The sequence below is a fragment of the Pseudonocardia sulfidoxydans NBRC 16205 genome (assembly GCF_007989085.1).
GTDB classification, from domain to species: Bacteria; Actinomycetota; Actinomycetes; order Mycobacteriales; family Pseudonocardiaceae; genus Pseudonocardia; species Pseudonocardia sulfidoxydans.
Genome location: NZ_BJVJ01000003.1, coordinates 123182 through 143596, shown reverse-complemented (window position 1 = coordinate 143596; position 20415 = coordinate 123182). Strand labels below are relative to the sequence as shown.

Genomic DNA, 20415 nt, shown 5'->3' with positions numbered 1-20415 from the left:
CGTGGAGATCATCCTCACCGCCACCGTCATGGGCCTGGGCATGCACCACGGCTCGTGGCGCTACCGCGACGGCGACGCGTTCGACTACGTCGACCCGGACTACTACGCGCACATCGCGCGGACCGCGGAGGCCGGTGCGCTGCACGCGATCTTCCTCGCCGACACGCTCGACGTCAGCGAGGAACGCTTCGCCCGGCCCAACCTCGGGGCGCTCGACCCGGCGGTGACGCTGGCGGTGATGGCCGCCCACACGGAGCGGATCGGGCTCGTCGGCACCTCGTCGACGACGTTCAACGAGCCGTTCAACCTGGCCCGGCGCTTCGCGAGCCTCGACCACATGAGCCGCGGCCGGGCGGGCTGGAACGCGGTGACGACGTTCGTGCCCGCGGTCGCCGGCAACTTCGGCGGCACCCCGCTGCCCGCGCACGACCAGCGCTACGCCCGCGCCCGGGAGTTCCTCGACGTCGTCATCGGGCTGTGGGAGAGCTGGGAGGCCGGTGCCACCGTGGGCGACAAGGCGACGGGGACGTTCGTCGACGCCGCCCGGGTGCACGCGCTCGACCACGTCGGCGAGCACTTCTCCGTCCGCGGCCCGTCGACGCTGCCCCGCTCGCGGCAGGGCCGGCCGGTCATCTTCCAGGCCGGGGCCTCGGAGAGTGGGCGCGACCTGGCCGCGCAGTACGCCGACGTCGTGTTCACCGCGCAGAACACCATCGAGGCGGCGACGGCCTTCCGCACCGACGTCCGGCGCCGCGCCGTCGGCCACGGACGCCCGGCCGACGCGCTGAAGATCGTCCCCGGGCTGCTGCCGGTCGTCGGCAGCACGACCGCGGAGGCGCAGGCGCGCAAGGAGGAGCTCGACGAGCTGCGCGGCGTCGGCCCGGAGCTGGAGAAGCTGGCGCTGCGGGTGGGCGTGCCGGTCGAGGCTCTGGAGCTGGACGAGCCGCTGCCCGTCGACCTGATCCGCGCCAACGACGGCTTCCGCGGCTCGCACGGGTTCCGCGACGCCGCGGTCGAGCTCGCGACGCGGCGCAACCTCACCGTCCGCGAGCTGCTCTACGCCAACGGCGGCGGCCACCAGCAGGTGGTCGGCACGCCGGAGGAGATCGCCGACACGATCGAGACCTGGGTCGAGGCCGGCGCGGTCGACGGTTTCAACCTGATGATCGACGCCTTCCCGTCCGGGCTGGAGGACGTCGTCGAGCACGTCGTTCCGTTGCTGCGCAAGCGATGTCTGTTCCACAACGAGTACGCGGGGTCCACCCTGCGCACAAATCTCGGCCTGCCCCCACTCCCCTGACCCTCCCCGACGGAGCCGAACCCATGACCGAGCCCGATCCGGTGCTCGTCGCGCACGCCGATGGTGTCGCGCGCGTGACCTTCAACCGACCCGACCACGCCAACACGATCACCTACGCGACGATGCAGGCGTTCATCGCCGGCCTGGAGCAGGCCCACGCGAGCGGGGCGACGGTCCTCGTCGTGTCCGGCGCGGGCGCCGACCTCACGCTGGGCCGCGACAAGGGCGAGCGCGTCGCCGGCGTCACCCGCGCCGACAACCTGCGGCTCATCCTGCACGCCAACGAGCTTCTCGCGAGCTTCCCCGGAATCAGCGTGGCCGCCGTGCGCGGGCGCGCCTTCGGCTTCGGCACCGGGCTCGCGCTGCACTCCGACATCGCGATCGCCGCCGACACCGCGATCCTCGGGTTCGACGAGCTGGCGGCCGGTCTGCCGCCGCTGGTCGTCCTCACCTACCTGTACCGCCACGTCACCCCCAAGGCCGCCGACGACCTGGTGCTCACCTCGCGCAAGGTCGGCGCGGCCGAGGCGCTGCGGCTCGGCCTGGTCAGCCGTGTCGTCGCGGAGGCGGACCTGGACGCGACGGTCGAGCGGACCGTCGCCGAGCTCGCCGGTCGCGACGCGTCGGCGCTGCGGCTGCTCAAGGAGTTCGCGGGCGAGGCCAAGTCGGCCGAGCAGCGTCCGGCCAAGGAGTTCGGCGAGTACGCGGTGGAGCGGCTCGTCGCCTGGATCGAGCGGGGGCAGTCGTGAGTACGGACACCGCAGCCGCGCCAAGGACTGCGTCCAACACCCGGCGCGCCAACTTCGCGTCGGCCTGGCTGGGCTGGATGCTCGACGGGTTCGAGACGTACGCGATCGTGCTGGTCGGCAGCCTGGTCGTCGCCGACCTGGTCGGGACGGGCGCCTCGCCGGTCTACTTCGGCACGATCCTCGCCGTGCAGCTGATCGCGTGGGCGGTCGGCGGCCTGGCCTCGGGCGTGCTGATCGACTACTTCGGCCGTCGCAAGGTGCTGATGGCCTCGATCCTCACCTACGCGATCGCGACGGGCCTCGCGGCACTCTCGCCGAACTTCGCGATCTTCCTGGTGCTGCGGATCATCGCCGGACTGGGCATGGGCGCGGAGTGGGGCCCCGGCAGCGCGCTGGTCGCCGAGACCTGGTCCGACCGCAGCCGCGGCAAGGGCATCGCGCTGCTGCAGTGCGCGTTCGGCGTCGGCTTCCTGGTCGCGACGGGTGTGTTCTGGCTGCTCGGCCCCACCGAGCCCGGGACGTGGCGCTGGCTGCTGGCCATCGGCGCCCTGCCCGCCCTGGTGGTGCTGTTCGTGCGCCGCCGCGTCGGCGAGTCCCCGATGTGGGAGGACGCCGACGCCCGCCGCCGTGCCGCGACCGCCCGCGCGGCCAAGGGCGAGACCCTCGACGAGCACGAGCGCGCCCTGACCGTGTTCACCCTGCGCCGGCTGTTCACCGAGCCGACGAGCCGCAGCCGGCTGCTGAAGCTGCTGGCCTGCTCGACGGCGAGCCTCGTCGGGTGGTGGGCCGTCTCCACCTGGGTGCCGCAGTACGCGGGCGCCGCGGTGAAGGCGGCCGGCGCGGCACCGACGACCACGACGCTGATCGTCCTCGCCTACAACGTCGGTGGCGTGCTGGGCTGGCTCGCGTGGGGCGTGCTGGCCGACGCGATCGGCCGGCGCTGGGCGCTGTGGTCCTACTTCGCCGGGGCGCTGGTGCTGACGTGGGTGCTCTTCGGCATCGAGTACTCCTCGCTCGGGCTGCTGACGCTCGTCGTCGCGGTCAACGGGTTCTTCACCCTCGGGCAGATGGGTTGGATGGCGACCTACCCGGGCGAGCTGTTCCCGACGAGCCTGCGGGGCAGCGCGATCACCGTCGTGTTCAACGTCAGCCGGGTGTTCGCCGCGGCCGGTGCGCTCCTGGCGGGCGCGATCGTGGGGGGCTTGGGCGGCATCGCCACGGCTGCGCTCGTGATCGGGTCGATCTACGTCCTCGGCCTGGTGTTCGCGCTGATCGCGGGGCCCGAGACCAAGGGGAAGCCCCTCCCCGAGTGACCCCTGTGAGTGGCGATAGTCGCTATAACGACTATCGCCACTCACGACCGCTCGAGGAGGTCCGGCGTTGCACCCAGGTCGGTTCGCTGCACTCACCCCCGACAAGCCCGCCGTCGTCATGTCCGACACGGGCGAGACCCTCACCTACGCCCAGCTCGACGACCGCTCCCGGCGGCTCGCCCGCGTCCTGTACGACGCGGGGCTGCGCCCGGGCGACGACGTCGTCGTGCTGGCCGAGAACTCGCCGCGCTGCTTCGAGATCTACTGGGCGGCGGTGCGCAGCGGGCTCTACGTCACCGCGGTCGACTTCCACCTGCAGCCCGCCGAGGCCGCCTACATCGTCGACGACTGCGACGCGACGGCGCTGGTCACGTCGGCCGGGCAGGCCGCCACCGCGACAGAGATCGTCGACGGCACGCCGCGGGTCCGACTGCGGCTGGCCTTCGGTGGCGGGTTCGACGGGCACGGGGTCGCGGGCCACGACGACTACGAGGCCGCGCTCGCCGCCGCCTCCGCCGAGCCGGTACCCGGCAACCCGCCGCGCGGCAAGGACATGCTCTACAGCTCCGGCACGACGGGCCGCCCCAAAGGCGTGAAGCCGCCGTTGTCCGACAAGGGGATCGACGACGGGCCGGACCCCCTGCTCGGGGTGTTCGGGCCGGTCTACGGCTTCGACGCCGACACCGTCTACCTCTCCCCCGCCCCGCTCTACCACGCGGCGCCGCTGCGGTTCGGTGCGATGGTGCACGCCGTCGGCGGCACGGTCGTCGTGATGCCGCGGTTCGACGCCGAGACCGCGCTCGCCGCGATCGGCCGCTTCCGGGCCACGCACAGCCAGTGGGTGCCGACGATGTTCGTCCGCATGCTCAAGCTCCCCGACGAGGTGCGCGCCCGCCACGACGTGTCGTCGCTGACGGTGGCGGTGCACGCGGCGGCACCGTGCCCGGTCGAGGTGAAGCACCGGATGATCGACTGGTGGGGGCCCGTCCTGCACGAGTACTACGGCTCCACCGAGGCCCTCGGCGTCACGATGATCGACTCGCACGAGTGGTTGGCCCACCCGGGTTCGGTGGGCCGGTCGCGGCTGGGTGTCGTGCGGGTGTGTGACGACGCCGGCGACGAGGTGCCGGTCGGCGACACCGGGCTCGTGTACTTCGAGCGCGAGGTGCTGCCGTTCAGCTACCACAAGGACACCGGCAAGACGGCCGAGGCACAGAACCCGAAGCACCCCAACTGGGGCACCAACGGCGACATCGGCCACGTCGACGCCGACGGCTACCTCTATCTCACGGACCGTCGCGCGTTCACGATCATCTCCGGTGGTGTGAACGTCTACCCGCAGGAGATCGAGGACGCGCTGGCCCTGCACCCGGCGGTGCTCGACGTCGCCGTCATCGGGGTGCCCGACGACGACCTGGGCGAACGTGTGACGGCCGTCGTCCGCGCCGCACCCGGCGCCGTCCCGGGGCCGGAGCTGGCCGAGGAGCTGCGGGCGTTCCTGCGCTCGCGGATCTCTCATCGGAAGGTGCCGCGGGTGGTCGACTTCGTCGACGAGCTCCCCCGCACCGAGACGGGCAAGCTGCGCAAACACCTCCTGCGCGCCCGCTACACCGGCTGACGTCGTTCCGCGCGGTGCCGCCGCGTCCGGCCCGACAGTCGTGAGTGGCGATAGTCGCCATAGCGACTATCGCCACTCACAGGGGCCGGCGGGTCAGTGTGTGGGGGCCGGGGCCGGGGCGCTGCCCCGCAGCGTCACCTCACGGATGACGAAGGCCGCCACGATCGCGACCAGCGCGACCCCGGCCGCCCACAGGAACGCCGTCGAGACGCCCGAGGTGACGGCGGCACGGAACGCCTCCTGCACCGGCGCGGGCAGCCCGCTCAGCATGGCCGGGGTGAGCTGACCCCCACTGACCTGCGCACCCGCGGCGGCGCCGAGGCTGCCGGTGAGCGAGGACTGCAGGTGCTGGGCGTAGAGCGTGCCCAGCAGCGACACCCCGAGCGAGCCGCCGATCGTCCGGAACAGGGTGGCGGCACCGCTGGCCGCGCCCATGTCCTTGCGGTCGACGCTGTTCTGCACGACCAGCATCGTCGTCTGCATCAGGAATCCCATGCCGACGCCGAGCACGACCATGAACAGCGAGCTGGTGAGCATCGTGGTGTCGACGGTCATCAGCGACAGCACGCCCAGGCCCGCGGCCATCGCGAACGAGCCGAGGATCAGCAGGATCCGATAGCGGCCGGTGCGCGTGACGAACTGCCCACCCGCGAGCGACGTGACGAGCATGCCCGCCATGAGCGGCAGCAGGAGCAGCCCGCTGCTCGTCGCCGACGCGCCCTGGACGATCTGCTGGTACTGCGGCAGGAACGTGACCGCGCCGAACATCGCGAAGCCGGTCAGGAACGTCAGGGCGATGGCCGGGGTGAAGTTCGGGGCCGTGAACAGCGCCAGCGGCAGGATCGGCTCGGCGACGCGGCGCTCGACCCGCACGAACCAGATCGTGGCGACGACGGTGAGCACGCCGAGCCCGATGATCTGCCACGAGCCCCACGCGTACTCGGTGCCGCCCCAGCTGGTGAGCAGGGTCAGCGCCGACACGGCGGTGGCGAGCAGGCCGGCTCCGGCCCAGTCGATGGAGACCTGCGCGCGGCGGCCCGGGAGCTTCATCGTGAACCAGATGACGACCAGTGCCAGCACGCCGAGCGGGATGTTGATGTAGAAGGCCCAGCGCCAGCTCAGGTTGTCGGTGAGGAACCCGCCGAGCAGTGGTCCGCCGACGAACGCGATCGGCATGACCGCGGCCATCATGCCCTGGTAGCGGCCCCGCTCGCGGGGAGGCACCAGGTCACCGATGATCGCCATGGCGCCGACCATCAGGCCGCCCGCGCCGAGGCCCTGGACGCCGCGGAAGGCGATGAGCTCGCCCATGTTCTGGGCCAGCCCCGACAGCGCCGACCCGGCGAGGAACACCACGATCGACACCATGAAGACGCCCTTGCGGCCGAACAGGTCGCCGAGCTTGGCCCACACGGGCGTCGCGACGGCGGTGGCGAGCGCGTAGGCGGTGACGACCCACGACAGGTGGGCGAGCCCGCCGAGCTCACCGACGATCGTCGGCATCGCGGTGCCGACGATCATGTTGTCCAGCATGGCCAGCAGCATCGCGATCATCAGGCCGGACAGCACGGTGTAGATCTCGCGCTTGCTGCGTGGCCGGTCCTCGTCGACGGTCCGGGTGGTGGTCTCCGCCTCCGCGTGGCGGGGCTCGTGCTGCTGCTCGGTCTGCACTGCGACGGCCGACGCGGCGCTTCCGGGCTCGGCGCGGTGCCTGCCGGCCCGCTGCTCGTCGCCCGGTGCGGCCGTGGCCGTCCCGGTCTCCTCGTCCATCTCGGTCCTCCCCCGGATACCCCTGCTCTTACTTGCCGACCGGCTAGTAAGGTCTGAGAGGTAAGCTACGCTCGAACTAGCCGGTCGGCAAGTAAGATGGCGGGCATCACGACCCGGAGGTGAACGGTGACGGACGCACGACGCACGGACACCCGTGCGCAGATCCGCGCGGTGGCACTCGAGCTGTTCGCCGAGCGCGGCTACGACGGCACGTCGTTGCGCGAGATCGCGGAACGGCTCGACATCACCAAGGCCGCGGTCTACTACCACTACAAGACCAAGGAGGAGATCGTCGGCGCCCTCTTCGACGACTTCCTCGCCGGCGTCGACGAGATCGTGGAGTGGGCCCAGGCCGAGGGCCCCGGCGCCGGGACCCGCGCCGAGGTGCTGCGCCGCTACCAGGGCCTGCTGACGGGCCCCTCGGCCGCGCAGGTCGCACGACTGATGCAGGAGGGCCAGTCGTCACTGCGCGACGTCGCCGCCGCCAAGGACATGAAGGCGCGATTCTTCGCGATGAGCCGCGCCGTCACCGATCCCGACGCCTCGGCCGCCGACCAGATGCGGATGCGGCTGGCCGTCATCGCACTGCACCTCGGGGCGTTCATGGACGAGGAGAGCCTGCCGGTCTCCGCCGACGAACGGCAGGCGGCCGCGCTCGAGATCGCACTGGAGCTTGCGGGAGGCTGACCCACGCGGCCCGGCAGCTCACGCGTGCCGGTAGCCAGGGTGCACCCCCGGCGTGAGCCCCTGCTCGTCGGCGATCCGCCCGAGCAGCGCCCGCAGCGTCGCGCGCTCGGCGTCGTCGAGCGCCGCGCACATCGCGTCGTCGTGCGCACGGCCGACCTCGGCGATGCGCTGCAACAACTTCTCCCCCGCCTCGGTGACGTGCAGGGCGTGCAGCCGACGGTCGGCCGGGTTGCGCCGCCGTTGCACCAGGCCCCGCTCGTCGAGCTGGTCGACGAGCGCGACGAGCCGGCTCGGCGGCGTCCCGAGAACGGTGGCCAACGCCTGCTGCGACCGCCCCGGTGCGGCCGCGACCGCCCGCAGCAGTCCCGTCTGCGGCGGCGTCAGGTCGAGCTCGCCGATCCGCTCGGCGAAGCGCATCGCCGCGTGCGCACCGATCTGTGCGAGCAGGAACGCCGACCCGGGCCCGGGTCCCGGCGGCTGCGGAGCATCGTCCATGACCGGAACCGTAGCAGTTGACAAATGATGTGCATCAGAGAATCGTTCTGTCTTGTAACGATTCGACGAGGAGGAACCATGACCCGCACCTTCCGCTTCGGCGTCGTCGCCACACCGCAGGGCGACGGGGACTCCTGGCGTGCGACCGCGCGTCGGATCGCCCAGCTCGGCTACTCGACCCTGCTGATGCCCGACGGGCTCCAGCTGCTCTCGCCGTTCCCGTCGCTGGCCGTCGCGGCGTCGGCGGCCGACGTGCGGGTCGCGACGTTCGTGCTCGCCTCCCCGCTGCGCACGCCCATGGCCGCGGCCTGGGACGCGCATTCCATGACCGTCCTGACCGACGGGCGCTTCGAGCTCGGCATCGGCACCGGCATCCCGGCGGCGAAGCAGTCGGCCGAACGTCTCGGCATGCCCTACGGCAGCACCGCCGAACGCCTGGCCCAGGTCGGGGAGACCATCGACCGGGTGCGGGAACTCGACAAGGACGGGGTGCGCACACCCGTGCTCGTCGCCGCCGGCGGGCCGAAGTCGCGCGCCCTGGCCGCCGAGAAGGCCGACATCGTCACCCTGGCCGCGGGTCCGCTCGCGGACATCGACGACATGGCCGCGATGGCCGACGACCTGCGCGCCAAGGCCGGCGACCGGGCCGACGTCATCGAGCTGGCCATGAACATCTTCGTCGTCGGCGACGAGGTGCCGCCGTGGACGAAGCAGTTCATGGGTGTCGACGCCGACGAGCTGGTCGCCGCCGACGCGCTGACCATGCTGCGCGGCACCCCGCAGCAGATGGCCGCCGAGCTGCGGCGCCGCCGCGACCGGATCGGCACGTCCTACATCAGCGTCAACGCCCAGTTCCTGGAGCAGTTCGCACCGGTCGTCGAGCTGCTCAGCGGCACATGAGGTCGTGAGTGGCGATGGTCGCCATAGCGACCATCGCCACTCACAGGGAGATCAGGCCGCGATGATCGCGCGCAGCCGGTCGGCCTTCGACGGCGTCCAGTCCGGTGGGCGCAGCAGCAGCGCCCAGGCGTCGACGGACTCGGCCGTGTAGCGGTGGCCGTGCCCCTCGGGCACCTCGGCCGACGCGGGCATGTCGAGCGTGACCTGCCAGAACGTGACGATCGGCAGCCACGTCATCGACGGCAGCACGTCGCGGCCGCGGGGTTCGGCGAGCCAGTCGGGCCGGCTGAACAGCAGCGACGGGCTCCACCACGTGATCGGGTCCGACGGGTGCTGCAGGATCAGCGTCCGCGAGCCGTCCCAGGGCGCGCCGGTGGGCGGCGCCCCGGCGGCGACGTCGGTGCTGAACCGGACCGTGCGCCCCTCGCGGTAGACGGGTTCGACCTCGGGGCTTCCGGGGTCGCGGTCGTCGCGGAACTCGGTGTGCAGGGCGTTGAAGTTGGGCGGGCCCACGAACAGCGCGCCCGATGTGCGGTTGCGCAGGTCGGCCTCGCCGCTGAACGCCGCCTCTCCCCCGAACGACCCGAGGCTCTCCCCGAAGACGTAGAGCTGCGGACGGCGATCCACCGGCAGCGACGCCCACCTGCCGTAGACGGCGTCGAACAGCGCACGGCCCGCGGCCTGCGCGCGGGTGGCATCGACGAGGTAGGAGAAGCCCGACGGCACGAACGAGTACTGGAGGGCGACGATCGCGGAGTCGCCGCCCGCGACGTACTCGAACGACGACATCGCGCCCGCGTCGAGCCAGCCCTGCCCGGTGGTGGTGGCGACCAGCAGCCGCGCCCGGTCGAACGCGCCGGCCCGTTCGAGGTCGGCGACGGCGAGGGCGGCGCGGGCCTCGGCGGTGTCGGCGGAGTCGACGCCCGCGTAGACGCGGATGGGGTCGGCGGCGCCGGCTCCGGTGAAGGCGGCGATGTCGGCCGACGACGGCCCGCCGGCGACGAAGATACGGCCCTCGCGGCCGAGGGAGTCCCAGCTGATCAGCGACTCGGGGCCGCCGGAGCGCAGGTCGGAGGTGGGGCGGGTGACGCCGTCGGGGGTGGCGTCGTTGGCGGCGGCGAAGGCGCGGTCGGTGGCGGTGAAGAAGCTGTCGAGGGCCAGCCCACTGACCAGGTACACCACGACCGCGCCGACGAGCAGCCCGCCGAGCGCGCGGGCGCCGCGACGGCCCATCCAGCGCGAGAAGAGCCGGCCGATGCCGCGCCCGAGCTGGAACAGCAGCCGGCACACCGCGAGCAGGACGACGAACGCGACGACCGCGACCGGCACGGCGAGCAGGCTCTCGCCCCACCCCTGCGCAGGCACGCCCATCAGCTCGCGCAGCTGCCCCTGCCAGTACCGGCCCGCGATGATCGCGCAGGCGACGGCGAGCACGGCGACGACACCGAACACGATCACCGGCCCGCGCCGGGCCCGGCGCGGGCCGCGCCCGGCGAAGGCCCGCCACACGACGGCGGCGAGGACTCCGAGCCCGTAGCCGAGGATCGCGCCGATGCCCGCGACCGCCCCCTGCAGCAGCCCGGTGCGCGGCAGCAGCGACGGGGTGAACGACAGGCACGCGAGGATCAGTGCCCCCCACAGCCCGGGCAGGCTGGGGGCGAACCAGCGTCGTACCGGGGGCTCGGGCTCGTCGTCGGCGCCGACCACCTCCTCCGGCGGCGCCTCGCGGGTCGTGGTCACACCGGCATCCACGGCGAAGGCACCGTCGGCAGCAACATTCGGCGAACGATATCGCTACCCGGGGGACCCTCAGGCGCTGCGGCCCCGGCGGCGCCCACCGCGGCGGGGGCCGCTGGGCCGCTCCCCGTCGGCACCCCCGGCGCGCAGGGCGCTGGCGGCGAAGCCGTGGTCGGAGCGCAGCCGGGTGAGGTCGTCGTCGGTGCTCCAGAAGCTCGCGACCTCGTCGGCGGGGAACCGGGACGCGACGAGCTGCATGGCGATGTCGTGACGCACGTACTCGACGGCGACCAGGACGACGGCGGGGTTGTCGGAGAAGATGCCCCACGCGTCGGAGTCGACGAACCCGCCGATGACGCATTCGCGCCGGTCGGCGACGGCGACGAACAGCCGGCAGCCCAGGTTCTCCAGCACCACGGCGGGCGGGGAGAGCGTGTGCGCGTAGGCGTGTCCCGGCAGGTCCTCGTCCTCGCCGTAGGTGAGCGTGGTGACGGCGACCCCGCGGGCGTCGGCGTCGCGGACGAGACCGTCGAGCTGCGCCCCCTCCTGCGGCCAGGTGGAGAGGAAGAGGTCGTGGCGGGCCCCGGACACGACGTCGCCCGCGCGTTCGAGCAGCGGATCGCGGCCGGTGAGGTTGTGGATCAGGTGCACCCGCGACGGCGGCGCGATCGAGGGCAGGGCCGCACGCAGGGCGCCGAGGGTCGACTCGTAGCGGCGGCCGAGCCGGTCGATGAGCGACGCGGGCGGCAGCGGCAGGTAGGTGACGGTGTCGTCGTCGGTGCGGACCTCGTAGGTCGCGCCGCTGGCGGTGAGCTTGCCGAGCGTCTCGTAGACGGTGCTGCGCGGGACGCCGGAACGCTTGGCGGCCTCGTAGCCGTTGAGCGGCTCGCCCGCGGCGACGAGAGCGAGGTAGGCCTTGGCCTCGTACATCGACATGCCCAGCTCCTGGAGCTGGGCGACGACTCCGTCGGGAACGGTCATCGCTGGTCCAGGGAGTGGTCGTCGAGCGACATGAGGGCGATCTTCGTGTCCAGTTTGGACGGCAGGAACGCGCCCTGGACGCTGTGGCGCGCCGTCGTGTCGGACTCGCCGCGCGCCGCGGCCCGGCCGGCGAGGCGGCCGAGGGTGGAGCCACCGGAGATGCGGGTGCCGCCCAGCTCGGCGGTGCCGCCGAGGCCACCGAGGCAGTCCCCCGCCGCGTAGAGACCGGGGACGGGTACACCGAACACGTCGATGACCTGCAACGACTGCGTGGCGCGGAACCCGCCGGACACGAAGTTGACGCCGACGACCATGGGGATCGCGGTGAACGGCGCGGTGGCGCAGGTGCGCCGCCCCGGCGGCATGACGACACGCCCGGTCGCCGGGTCCTGCGGCGCGTCGGTGGCGAGGAAGGAGTTCCAGCCCTCGACGGTCGCCTCCAGCGCGGCCGGCGGGACGCCGATCGTCGCCGCGAGCGCGCCGAGGGTCGGCGCCTGCACCGCGGGTTCGGGCATCTGCCCGATCAGTGTCGCCTTCTCCCGGGCGACGACGTCGTCGACGACGTACCAGCCGCGGCGGCCGGGCTGGGCGAGCAGCGCCTCGACGCGCTCCTCGTAGACACCGGCCTCGTCGTGGAACCGCTCGCCGGACTCGTTGACCGCGATCGCGTCCTCCACCAGCGACGACGACACGATGACCAGCGGCGGGACGAACGTCATGTTGACCAGGTCGCCGCCGACGGCCTGGCCCATCAGGTGGCCGTCGCCGCGGCAGGTGTCGACGCCCAGGTACGGCCCGCGGGCCAGGAAGTTGGGCTGGTAGCGCTGCCGCAGCTCGGGGTTGGACTGATAACCGCCGGTCGCGAGCACGACGCCGCCGCGGGCGGTGATCGCGGTGGTGCCGCCGGGCCCGTCGACCAGGACGCCGGTGACCCGGCTGTCGTCGGTGAGCAGCCGGCGCGCCGTCGTCGCGAACAGGGTGCGCACGTTGGGCAGGGCGAAGTCGGGTTCGAACGCCGACCTGAACATCCAGGGGTCGACGACCGCGGCCATCCGGTCGACCGTGTGCTGCTTGGGCCGCGGGATGAACCGGCTGAACCGCACGCCGCGGGCGGTGAGGATGTCGTAGGTCTCGGCGCTCTCACGGCCGAAGAGCCGCACCAGGTCCTCGTCGACGACCAGGCCGTAGCCCTCGGCCGCCTCGGCGGTCATCCGGGCGGCGTCGGCGACGAAGGTCTCGACGTCGTCGACCAGGCCCTGCTCGGCCTGCATCGCGGAGCCGACGAACGTCAGGTAGCCGGTGGACCAGACGCAGTTGCCGCCGATGTGGTCCATGGCCTCGACGGCGACGACGTCGACGCCTTCGGCGGCGGCCGCGGCGACGGCGGCCATCCCGGCGGGCCCGGTGCCGAGGACGACGACGTCGCACTCCAACCCTGTCACGACGGGCCCTCGATCCACGCCATCAGCTCGGGCTTGACCGACTCGTCGACCAGCTCGAGCCACGGACCGCCGCCCGGGGCGCGCAGGTAGGCGAACCTCGTCGGGTTCCCCTCCTCGTCGACGGCGTGCACGACCTGCGTCGCACCCGCGGAACGCAGTGCGGCGACCCGACCGGGCAGGTCGGCCTCCCAGTAGCCGAGGTGGTCGAGCCGCGCACCGCCGTGGGCACCGCCGGACCAGATGCCGCCGCGGACGTCCTGGATCAGCTCGACGTAGGGCGGGCCGGGCTGCGAGTACGCGGCGAGCAGCTCGATCTCGAGGATCTCGGGGTCGTCGTCGACCTGGACGCGAAGATGCCGCGGACGGATCTCCGACCACGTACGGCCGGCCGTGGCCGACAGCGCGGCCATCGCCTTCTCGATGTCGTCGACGACGTAGCCGACGTGGTACAGCTCCATTGCGGGCCTTTCAGTCGTTCGTCACGCCGAGTGAGAGGCCGCCGTCGATCGTCAGGATGCTGCCCGTGGCCCACTCGGCCTCGGCGAGGTAGGCGACCGCCTCGGCGACCTCCTCGGTGGTCCCGATGCGCCCGATCGCGTGCGCGGCGGCCAGACCGGCGAGCCGGGCCTGGGCCTCCTCGGGGGTGCCCAGGCCGGCGCGCTCGTTGATCTCGGTGTAGACGCCGCCGGGGCGGATGCAGTTGATGCGGACACCCTGCGGGCCCAGCTCCGCGGCGAGCACCCCGGTCAGCGCCTCGAGCGCGCCCTTGGTCGCGGCGTACGGCGAGGCGCCGGGGAACGCGCGCTGGGTGTGCACCGACCCGAACACGACGACCGAGCCCGACCGCTCCCGCAGCGCGGGCATCGCGAGCCCGGTCAGCTGGACGGGTCCGACGACGTTGGCGTGGTACAGGTCGAGCATCTGCCGCTCGTCGAGCTCGTCGATCTTCCCGCGGTACATGTTGCCCGCGGCGTTGACCAGCGTGTCCAGCCCGCCGCCGTGCTCGATCGCCGCGGCCAGCATCCGCTCGCGGTCGGCGGGAACGGTCACGTCCCCCGCGACGGCGTTGCACCCGGCGCCGATGTCGTCGGCGACCTTGCGGATCTTGTCCTCACGGCGCCCGCTGATCGTGACGCGGGCGCCACGGGCGACGAACAGCCGCGCCACACCTTCGCCGATGCCGCTGCCACCGCCGGTGACCAGCACCGACGTTCCGGCGATCTCCTTCACGACACCTCCTGCTCGGGATCGGCTCCCACGGAGTCGACCGACTTCGGGCGCGCCATCCGCGCCAGTGCCGCGACGGTGATGCCGCCGTCGACGGCGATGGTCTGCCCGGTGACGTACGCGGCGCCGGGCGAGGCCAGGAACATGACGGCGTCGGCGACCTGCTCGGCGGTCCCCAGCTCGCCGAGAGGCACCTGCCCCTGACGGAGCCTGCGGATCTCGGGGTCGGCGTAGATCGCGTCGGACATCCCGGCGTTGATCAACCCCGGCGCGACGCAGTTGACCCGCACCCCGCTGCCCGCCCATTCCAGCGCCATCTGCTCGGTCAGCTTGATCACCGCGGCCTTCGTCGCGGTGTAGGCGCCGCCGTTGGGGGCGGCCGCGATCCCGTTGACCGACGAGATGTTCACGACGGCCCCGCCCGCGCCACCCATCCGGTTCGCGCCCTCGCGGGCGACGACGAACGTGCCGGTCAGGTTGACGTCGAGGACGGCCTTCCAGTCGGCGACCGACAGCGTCGCGAGCGGCCCGAAGCGGACCAGCCCGGCGTTGTTGACCACGAGCGACGGCGGCCCGTCGAGCGCCTCGAACCCGGCGACGACGTCGTCCTCGGACGTCACGTCGACGCGGCGGGCGGTGGCGGCGTCGCCGATGGCGGACGCGGTGGCCGCGGCGGCGTCGGCGTCGCGGTCCCAGCAGGCGACGCGGTAGCCGGCCTTTCCGGCGTGGCGGGCGATGACGGCACCGATGCCGCTGCCCGCGCCGGTGACGACAGCGGTCGCTACGGCAGTCATGTCTTCTCCTCGATGGAACGAACGTTCACTGCGCGACCGTGACCCGCCACGTGCAGGTCTCCGCCGGGGTGTCGGGTGGGGTGACCGTCCAGGCGCCGTGGGCGTGGCTGGAGATGCTGCGGATGCAGCGCGCGCAGTAGCGCGGACGACCGCCCGGGACACCGGGGACCTCGCCCTCGGCGACCGTCGCGACGTCGGGGTTGTCCCGCCAGTAGTGCCCGCCGCTGCCGCAGGCGTGCCGGAACGTCGTGGTCGGCCCGACCGACGACACCGTCCCGACCGACCCGTGCGCCCGCAGCAGCGCCGCGATCTCGGCCGGGTCCACCGCGGCCCCGGAGCCGACGAGGTCGTCGATGCCGACGGTCGTCTCCCCGATCATCCGGGTGATGACGTCGTTCACCGCGTGCTCACCCCCCGTCGCGTCGGTGGCGACGTCGATGAGCTGCACGATCAGCGCGACGAGCCGGTCGTGCAGCCCGCGCCACCGGGCGTGCTCGGCGTCGACCAGTTCCAGGACGCGCGGGTCGACCGGTGGGTCGAGCGCGCGCAGCTGGTCGGGAAGCTGGCGCAGGTGCAGCTCCCCCGTGTCCCCCGTCATGGTTCCCCCTCGGTGCTCCGGCGCCGGCACTCTCCGTCAGCGCAGGTACGAGCTCACCAGCTCGTCGGAGGCCAGCAGCTCGTCGGAGTTGCGGGTGAGCTCGTTGCGCCCGCCCCGCAGGATGTAGGTGCGGTCGGAGACGCGCAGCGCGGCCGCCTGCTGCTCGACGATCAGCAGCGTGACGCCCTGTTCGCGCAGCTCACGTGCGACGTCGAACAGGTCCCGAACGACGCGTGGCGCGAGCCCGAACGACAGCTCGTCGATGAGCAGCAGCCGCGGCTGGCTCATCAGCGCGCGGCCGAGCGCGAGCATCTGCTGCTGTCCACCGGACAGCGACGACGCCGACTGGTCGAGCCGGCCCGCGAGCTCCGGGAACAGGCCCAGGACGCGGTCGCGGTCGGCCTTGGCCGCGGACCCGGACGCGCGCCGCGCGGCCAGCCCGAGGTCGAGGTTCTCCCCGACCGTGAGCGTCTGGAAGATGCCGCGGCCCTCGGGCAGCTGGCAGAGCCCCAGGCCGGCGCGCTTGTTGGGTGGCGCCTTGCCGAGGTCCTTGCCGTCGAAGGTGATGCGGCCCGACCACAGCGGCAGCACCCCCGACAGCAGGCGCATCAGCGACGTCTTCCCGGTGCCGTTGGGCCCGAGGACGGTGACGATCTCGCCCTCGTCGACGGTCAGCGACACCCCGTGCAGGACCTCCAGACCGCCGTAGCCGGTCCGGGCATCCTCAATCTCCAGCAGCAACGTCGGCTCCCAGGTAGGCCTCGACGACGACGGGGTCGCGCAGGACGTCCTTGGGCGGTCCGTTCTGGATGATCCGCCCGAAGTGCAGGACCGCGGCTGTGGGACACAGCCGGGTGATGAGTTCGAGGTCGTGCTCGATGATCATGACGGCGGCTCCCGGCCGCTCCCCCAGCCAGCCGTTGAGTCCGTCGACCAGCCGGTCGACGTCCTCGGCGCCCAGGCCCGCGGCGGGTTCGTCGAGCAGCAGCAGCGTGGGGTCGTTGAGCAGGCCCCGGGCCACCTCGATGATCTTCTGGCTGCCGATCGGGAACTGGTTCGCCGCCCGGTCGGGGTGCTCACCGAGGCCGAAGACGGCCAGCAGCTCGCGGGCGCGGGCACGTTGGGTCTTCTCGTCGCGGCGCGCGGCGGGGACGCCGAACAGCTCGGCGATGTGCCCGTGCCGGTGGTGGCGGCCGCCGCCGACCATCACGTTCTCGACCGCCGACAGGTTCGGGATGAGCCGCGGGGTCTGGAACGTGCGGGACACGCCGAGCTGGGCGACCTTGTCCGGCCGCAGCCCGATGACGCTCTGCCCGCCGAGGCGGACGTCCCCCGCGTCGGGGCGCAGGTAGCCGGACACGACGTTGAGGCACGTCGTCTTGCCGGCGCCGTTGGGGCCGATGAGGCCGGTGAACCCGGGCCGCACCGCGAGGTTCACGCCCTCCAGCACGGAGTTGCCGCCGAAGGACTTGCCGACCCCGTCGAACTCGACGACGGGAGTCGCCTCGCGCGAGGGGGTGGCCGTGTCTCCGGCGCCGACGGTCTCGGTGGACATCACGCGTCCTCCTTCGCGGCGGTGCCCTGGGTGCCGGGCACGGGCGTCGCGGGCTTGCGCCGCTGCAGTGCCGTCCCGAAGCGGGAGTCACGGACGGTGCGGAACAGCGAGGTGAGACCGCCCGGCAGCAGCGCGATCACGACCATCAGCACGACGCCGTAGGCGATGGCCTGCTGGTCGCCGAGGTCCTGGAAGAACTCGATGATGACGACGGCGAACGCGGCGCCGACCAGCGGGCCCCACAGTGACCCGGCGCCACCGACGAAGACCATGACCAGCATCGGGACCAGCAGGTTCATGTGGAACATGGCCGGGAAGATGAACGTCTGCAGCTGGGAGTACAGCGTGCCGGCGACGGCCGCGATGAACCCGGAGAGCCCGAACGCGACGAGCCGGTAGCGCAGCACCGACACCCCGAGCGAGCCGGTGAGCGGCCCGAGGTCGCGCACCGCCTGCAGGGTGCGGCCGAACCGGCCGAGCAGGGCGCGGCGGGTGAGGAAGAACGTCAGCGCGGCGACGACGAGGATCACGAAGTAGGTCGACGCGCTGCCGGTGATGCTGGGCAGCGTCCAGACGTCGACGTTCATGCCCGCGCCACCACCGGTGATGGGCCGGGCGAACACCAGGAGCTCGACGATCGCCATGCCGAGCGCGAGCGTCGCGATGGCGAGGAAGAAGCCCTTCAGCCGGACCGCGGGGAACCCGATGATCACCGCGAGCAGCGCGGCCGCGACACCCGCGAGCGGGATCGTGACCAGGAAGGGGATCCCGTGCTCGACGGTGACCGCGCTCCCGTAGGCGCCGATCGCGAACAGGGCGGCGTGGGCGAGGCCGATCTGGCCCGACCAGCCGATGAGCAGGTTGAACCCGACGGTCGAGATCGCGTAGACGAGCGTCAGGCTGAGGACGAACACCAGATAGGAGTTCGCGACGAACGGCACCGCGAACAGGACCACCAGGGCGACGATCGCCACGATGCCCTTCCGCAGGCCCGGCCCGCGTCCGCCGTCGTCGGCGGCGCCGGCGTTGGCTCTGATCCCGGCCGCGACGGCGGCGGGCCCGGTGGTCGGGGCGCTCGCGAGCACCTCGGTCGAGTCAGACATCGCGCAACCTCACTCCCTTGGTGAACCCGTCGGGACGCAGGATCAGGACCAGGAACACGACCAGCAGGGCGACGGAGAACTGCGCCGCGGTCGACATGTAGGTGCCCACGAACTGCTGGATGACACCCAGGATCAGGCCGCCGACGAACGTGCCGATCAGCGACGTGAAGCCGCCCATCGTGGCGGCGACGAAGCCGTAGATGATCAGCGACGTCGGCGTGATCGTCGAGACCAGCGACGACTGCGCCTGCAGCATCACGGTCACGGCGGCGATGAGCCCGCCGATGCCCCACGCGATGGCCGACAGCCGGCCCGCGTTGACACCGATGAGCCGTGCGGTCGCCCGGTTCTCGGCGACGGCCCGCATCTGCGAACCCGTCGACGAGCGGAAGAACATGGTGATCGCGACGGCGCCGAGGAGCCCGACGACGATCGACACGATCTGCGAGACGCCGATGGACACGCCACCGCCGACGCCGACCGACACACCCGACCAGGGGGCGGGGAAGCTGCGGGGGGCGTGGCCCCACAGCAGGCCGACGACCGCGTTGAGTGCGAGCGAGAGGCCGATCGTCATGAGCAGCAACGGGAAGTGCCCGTACTTCGAGAGCCGGCGCATGAGCGCGGCGTCGATGAGCACTCCCAGTGCGATGCCGACGACGAGTGTCGCGAGCACGGTGATCCAGAACGGCAGGCCCGCCGCGGCGAGCGAGATTCCGACGTAGGTGGCGACCAGTCCCATCTCGGCCATGGCGAAGTTGGGGACGTCGGCCGCCTTCATGACGACGACGATGGCCAGGCCGAGCAGGGCGAACCAGCTTCCGGACTCCAGCCCGCTGACGATGGTCTGCAGCACGTTTCTCTCCTTCCTGCTCGGCCCGGCCGATCGCGGCGCGGGGCGTTACTCAGGTGCGGTGGTGGTGGGTCAGACCGGAGCCATGAACTGCTGCTCGACGACCCACTTGCCGCCGGTGTACTTCGCGATGCCGGCCTGCTTGGCGCAGGTGTGGCCGTCGGGAAGCGGTCCGCACTCGATGTCCGGGATGGAGCCCAGCTTGATCGGGTCGGTCGCGAGACCCTCGGCGGTCTTCTGGAAGTTCGCGTAGGAGACGTCGTCACCCATGCGCTTGACCAGCTCGGCGAACGCCTGGACGTAGCTGTAGGTCTGCAGCGAGAAGCCGCTCTCGGCCTGGGGCTTGCCGCTGGCCTTGGCCAGCTCGCGCCAGTGCTCGACGGCGGGGTTGTCCGTGGAGACGGTGTCGGCCTGCATGCCGCCGAGGAAGCCCTCGGCCGCGTCGCCGGCCGGTCCGACGGTCGAGGTGCCGCCGGTGCCGCCCGCGCCCTGGTCGGCGAAGACCATGCCGGTGAAGCCCTGCGCCCGCAGCTGCTTGAGGATCAGCGCGCTGGAGGTGTTGTCCTCGGCGAGCAGCACCGCGTCGGGCTGTGCCGCGACGACCTTGTTGACCGCCGAGGAGACCTCGGTGTTGGCGGCCTGCGTGGTCTCGTCGGCGACGATCTGCATGTCGGGGTGCTTGGGCATCTGCGCGGCGAGCGCCTGCTTGGCCGAGACACCGAGGTCGTTGTCCTGCTGGATGACCGCGAGGCGCTTGGCGCCCTTCTTGGCGAAGTAGTCGATCGCGACCGCGTCCTGAGCGGCGCGGGTGGCGCTGAGCAGGTAGACCTCGGCCTGCTTGGGGTCGGCCGGGGAGATCGGGCCCCACGTCGGCGTCTTGCTCTCGGAGAGGAACTGCCACGTGCCGGGCAGGCCCTGCGAGCCCGCGGGGGCGACGATCGCGTAGACGTTCTCCTGCGACACCAGGCGCCGCACGTTGGTGACGACGCGGTCGGCGGTGTAGCCGTCGTCGAGGATGATCGCGTTGACCTTGCGGCCGCCGATGCCGCCGTTGGCGTTGATCTCGTCGACGGCGATCTCGATACCGGCCTGCAGTCCCTGCCCGGAGATGGCCGCGGTGCCGGTGATCGGCAGCGTCGCGCCGATCGTGATCTGGTCGGCCGTGATGCCCGGCGGGGTGTCCCCTCCCCCTCCCGAACTGCTCGAGACGTTTCCACATGCGGCCGCGAGCAGCGCGGTGACGGCCGCTGCCACGATCAGGAGGGGCTTGCGCATCATCGGGGGTTCCTCCGG

Annotated in this window: 20 protein-coding genes; 6 read left to right on the top strand and 14 right to left on the bottom strand. The window is 72.3% G+C overall.

The window, feature by feature from the left end:
- Position 1 precedes the first annotated feature (1 nt).
- The 4 genes from PSU4_RS02800 (at position 2) to PSU4_RS02785 (ending at position 4980) form a co-directional block, all read left to right on the top strand.
- Positions 2-1300 carry an LLM class flavin-dependent oxidoreductase gene (locus PSU4_RS02800; protein ID WP_147102353.1) on the top strand — a complete coding sequence of 433 codons (1299 nt, stop codon included), beginning with the start codon at positions 2-4 and terminating at the stop codon, positions 1298-1300.
- A 23-nt stretch (positions 1301-1323) separates the two neighbouring features.
- Positions 1324-2049, top strand: a complete 726-nt coding sequence (locus tag PSU4_RS02795; protein WP_186816706.1) for an enoyl-CoA hydratase/isomerase family protein — start codon at positions 1324-1326, stop codon at positions 2047-2049.
- On the top strand, positions 2046-3362 hold the full coding sequence (locus PSU4_RS02790) for an MFS transporter (RefSeq protein WP_147102351.1): 1317 nt from the start codon (positions 2046-2048) through the stop codon (positions 3360-3362). Before PSU4_RS02795 ends, PSU4_RS02790 begins: the two co-directional genes overlap by 4 nt.
- A gap of 67 nt (positions 3363-3429) precedes the next feature.
- Positions 3430-4980, top strand: a complete 1551-nt coding sequence (locus PSU4_RS02785; protein WP_147102350.1) for an AMP-binding protein — start codon at positions 3430-3432, stop codon at positions 4978-4980.
- A 93-nt stretch (positions 4981-5073) separates the two neighbouring features.
- On the opposite strand, the gene PSU4_RS02780 is transcribed toward PSU4_RS02785, so the two are convergent.
- Entirely contained in the window at positions 5074-6750 is a 1677-nt protein-coding gene (locus PSU4_RS02780) for an MDR family MFS transporter (protein WP_147102349.1), read from the bottom strand.
- 126 nt (positions 6751-6876) lie between these two features.
- Between PSU4_RS02780 and PSU4_RS02775 the strand changes: the two genes are divergently transcribed.
- Positions 6877-7437, top strand: coding sequence for a TetR/AcrR family transcriptional regulator (locus PSU4_RS02775; protein WP_147102348.1), 561 nt, complete (start codon positions 6877-6879; stop codon positions 7435-7437).
- Between the two features lie 18 nt (positions 7438-7455).
- Here PSU4_RS02775 and PSU4_RS02770 read toward each other — a convergent pair whose 3' ends face one another.
- Positions 7456-7932 carry a MarR family winged helix-turn-helix transcriptional regulator gene (locus tag PSU4_RS02770; RefSeq protein ID WP_147102347.1) on the bottom strand — a complete coding sequence of 159 codons (477 nt, stop codon included), beginning with the start codon at positions 7930-7932 and terminating at the stop codon, positions 7456-7458.
- A 78-nt stretch (positions 7933-8010) separates the two neighbouring features.
- Here PSU4_RS02770 and PSU4_RS02765 point away from each other — a divergent pair, with 78 nt between their 5' ends.
- Positions 8011-8832 (top strand): LLM class flavin-dependent oxidoreductase, encoded by an 822-nt coding sequence (locus PSU4_RS02765; RefSeq protein WP_147102346.1) that lies wholly within the window; start codon positions 8011-8013, stop codon positions 8830-8832.
- Between the two features lie 51 nt (positions 8833-8883).
- Here the strand turns inward: PSU4_RS02765 and PSU4_RS02760 are convergent, their stop codons facing one another.
- From PSU4_RS02760 to PSU4_RS02705, 12 genes are all read right to left on the bottom strand, one after another.
- Positions 8884-10572: an alpha/beta hydrolase gene (locus PSU4_RS02760; RefSeq protein ID WP_147102345.1), complete on the bottom strand. Its 1689-nt coding sequence runs from the start codon at positions 10570-10572 to the stop codon at positions 8884-8886.
- Between the two features lie 69 nt (positions 10573-10641).
- Positions 10642-11550, bottom strand: coding sequence for a TrmB family transcriptional regulator (locus tag PSU4_RS02755; protein WP_147102344.1), 909 nt, complete (start codon positions 11548-11550; stop codon positions 10642-10644).
- A complete protein-coding gene (locus tag PSU4_RS02750) occupies positions 11547-12992 on the bottom strand; it encodes an FAD-dependent oxidoreductase (protein WP_246114911.1) in 1446 nt (481 codons plus the stop codon). Before PSU4_RS02750 ends, PSU4_RS02755 begins: the two co-directional genes overlap by 4 nt.
- Complete coding sequence (locus PSU4_RS02745) at positions 12989-13450, bottom strand: VOC family protein (RefSeq protein WP_147102342.1); 462 nt, start codon at positions 13448-13450, stop codon at positions 12989-12991. The genes PSU4_RS02750 and PSU4_RS02745 overlap by 4 nt, the downstream gene beginning before the upstream one ends.
- Positions 13451-13460: 10 nt before the next feature.
- The gene (locus PSU4_RS02740; protein WP_147102341.1) at positions 13461-14222 is read right to left on the bottom strand and encodes an SDR family NAD(P)-dependent oxidoreductase; all 762 of its coding nucleotides are present in this window, start codon (positions 14220-14222) and stop codon (positions 13461-13463) included.
- Entirely contained in the window at positions 14219-15013 is a 795-nt protein-coding gene (locus PSU4_RS02735; protein WP_147102340.1) for an SDR family NAD(P)-dependent oxidoreductase, read from the bottom strand. Before PSU4_RS02735 ends, PSU4_RS02740 begins: the two co-directional genes overlap by 4 nt.
- Positions 15014-15038: 25 nt before the next feature.
- Positions 15039-15611: a hypothetical protein gene (locus PSU4_RS02730; protein ID WP_147102339.1), complete on the bottom strand. Its 573-nt coding sequence runs from the start codon at positions 15609-15611 to the stop codon at positions 15039-15041.
- A 36-nt stretch (positions 15612-15647) separates the two neighbouring features.
- The gene (locus tag PSU4_RS02725) at positions 15648-16352 is read right to left on the bottom strand and encodes an ABC transporter ATP-binding protein (RefSeq protein WP_147102338.1); all 705 of its coding nucleotides are present in this window, start codon (positions 16350-16352) and stop codon (positions 15648-15650) included.
- Complete coding sequence (locus tag PSU4_RS02720) at positions 16336-17166, bottom strand: ABC transporter ATP-binding protein (protein WP_147102337.1); 831 nt, start codon at positions 17164-17166, stop codon at positions 16336-16338. The genes PSU4_RS02725 and PSU4_RS02720 overlap by 17 nt, the downstream gene beginning before the upstream one ends.
- Entirely contained in the window at positions 17166-18269 is a 1104-nt protein-coding gene (locus PSU4_RS02715) for a branched-chain amino acid ABC transporter permease (protein ID WP_147102336.1), read from the bottom strand. Before PSU4_RS02715 ends, PSU4_RS02720 begins: the two co-directional genes overlap by 1 nt.
- Entirely contained in the window at positions 18262-19125 is an 864-nt protein-coding gene (locus PSU4_RS02710; RefSeq protein WP_147102335.1) for a branched-chain amino acid ABC transporter permease, read from the bottom strand. The genes PSU4_RS02715 and PSU4_RS02710 overlap by 8 nt, the downstream gene beginning before the upstream one ends.
- Before the next feature lie 69 nt (positions 19126-19194).
- Positions 19195-20400 carry an ABC transporter substrate-binding protein gene (locus PSU4_RS02705; protein ID WP_147102334.1) on the bottom strand — a complete coding sequence of 402 codons (1206 nt, stop codon included), beginning with the start codon at positions 20398-20400 and terminating at the stop codon, positions 19195-19197.
- Positions 20401-20415: the final 15 nt, after the last annotated feature.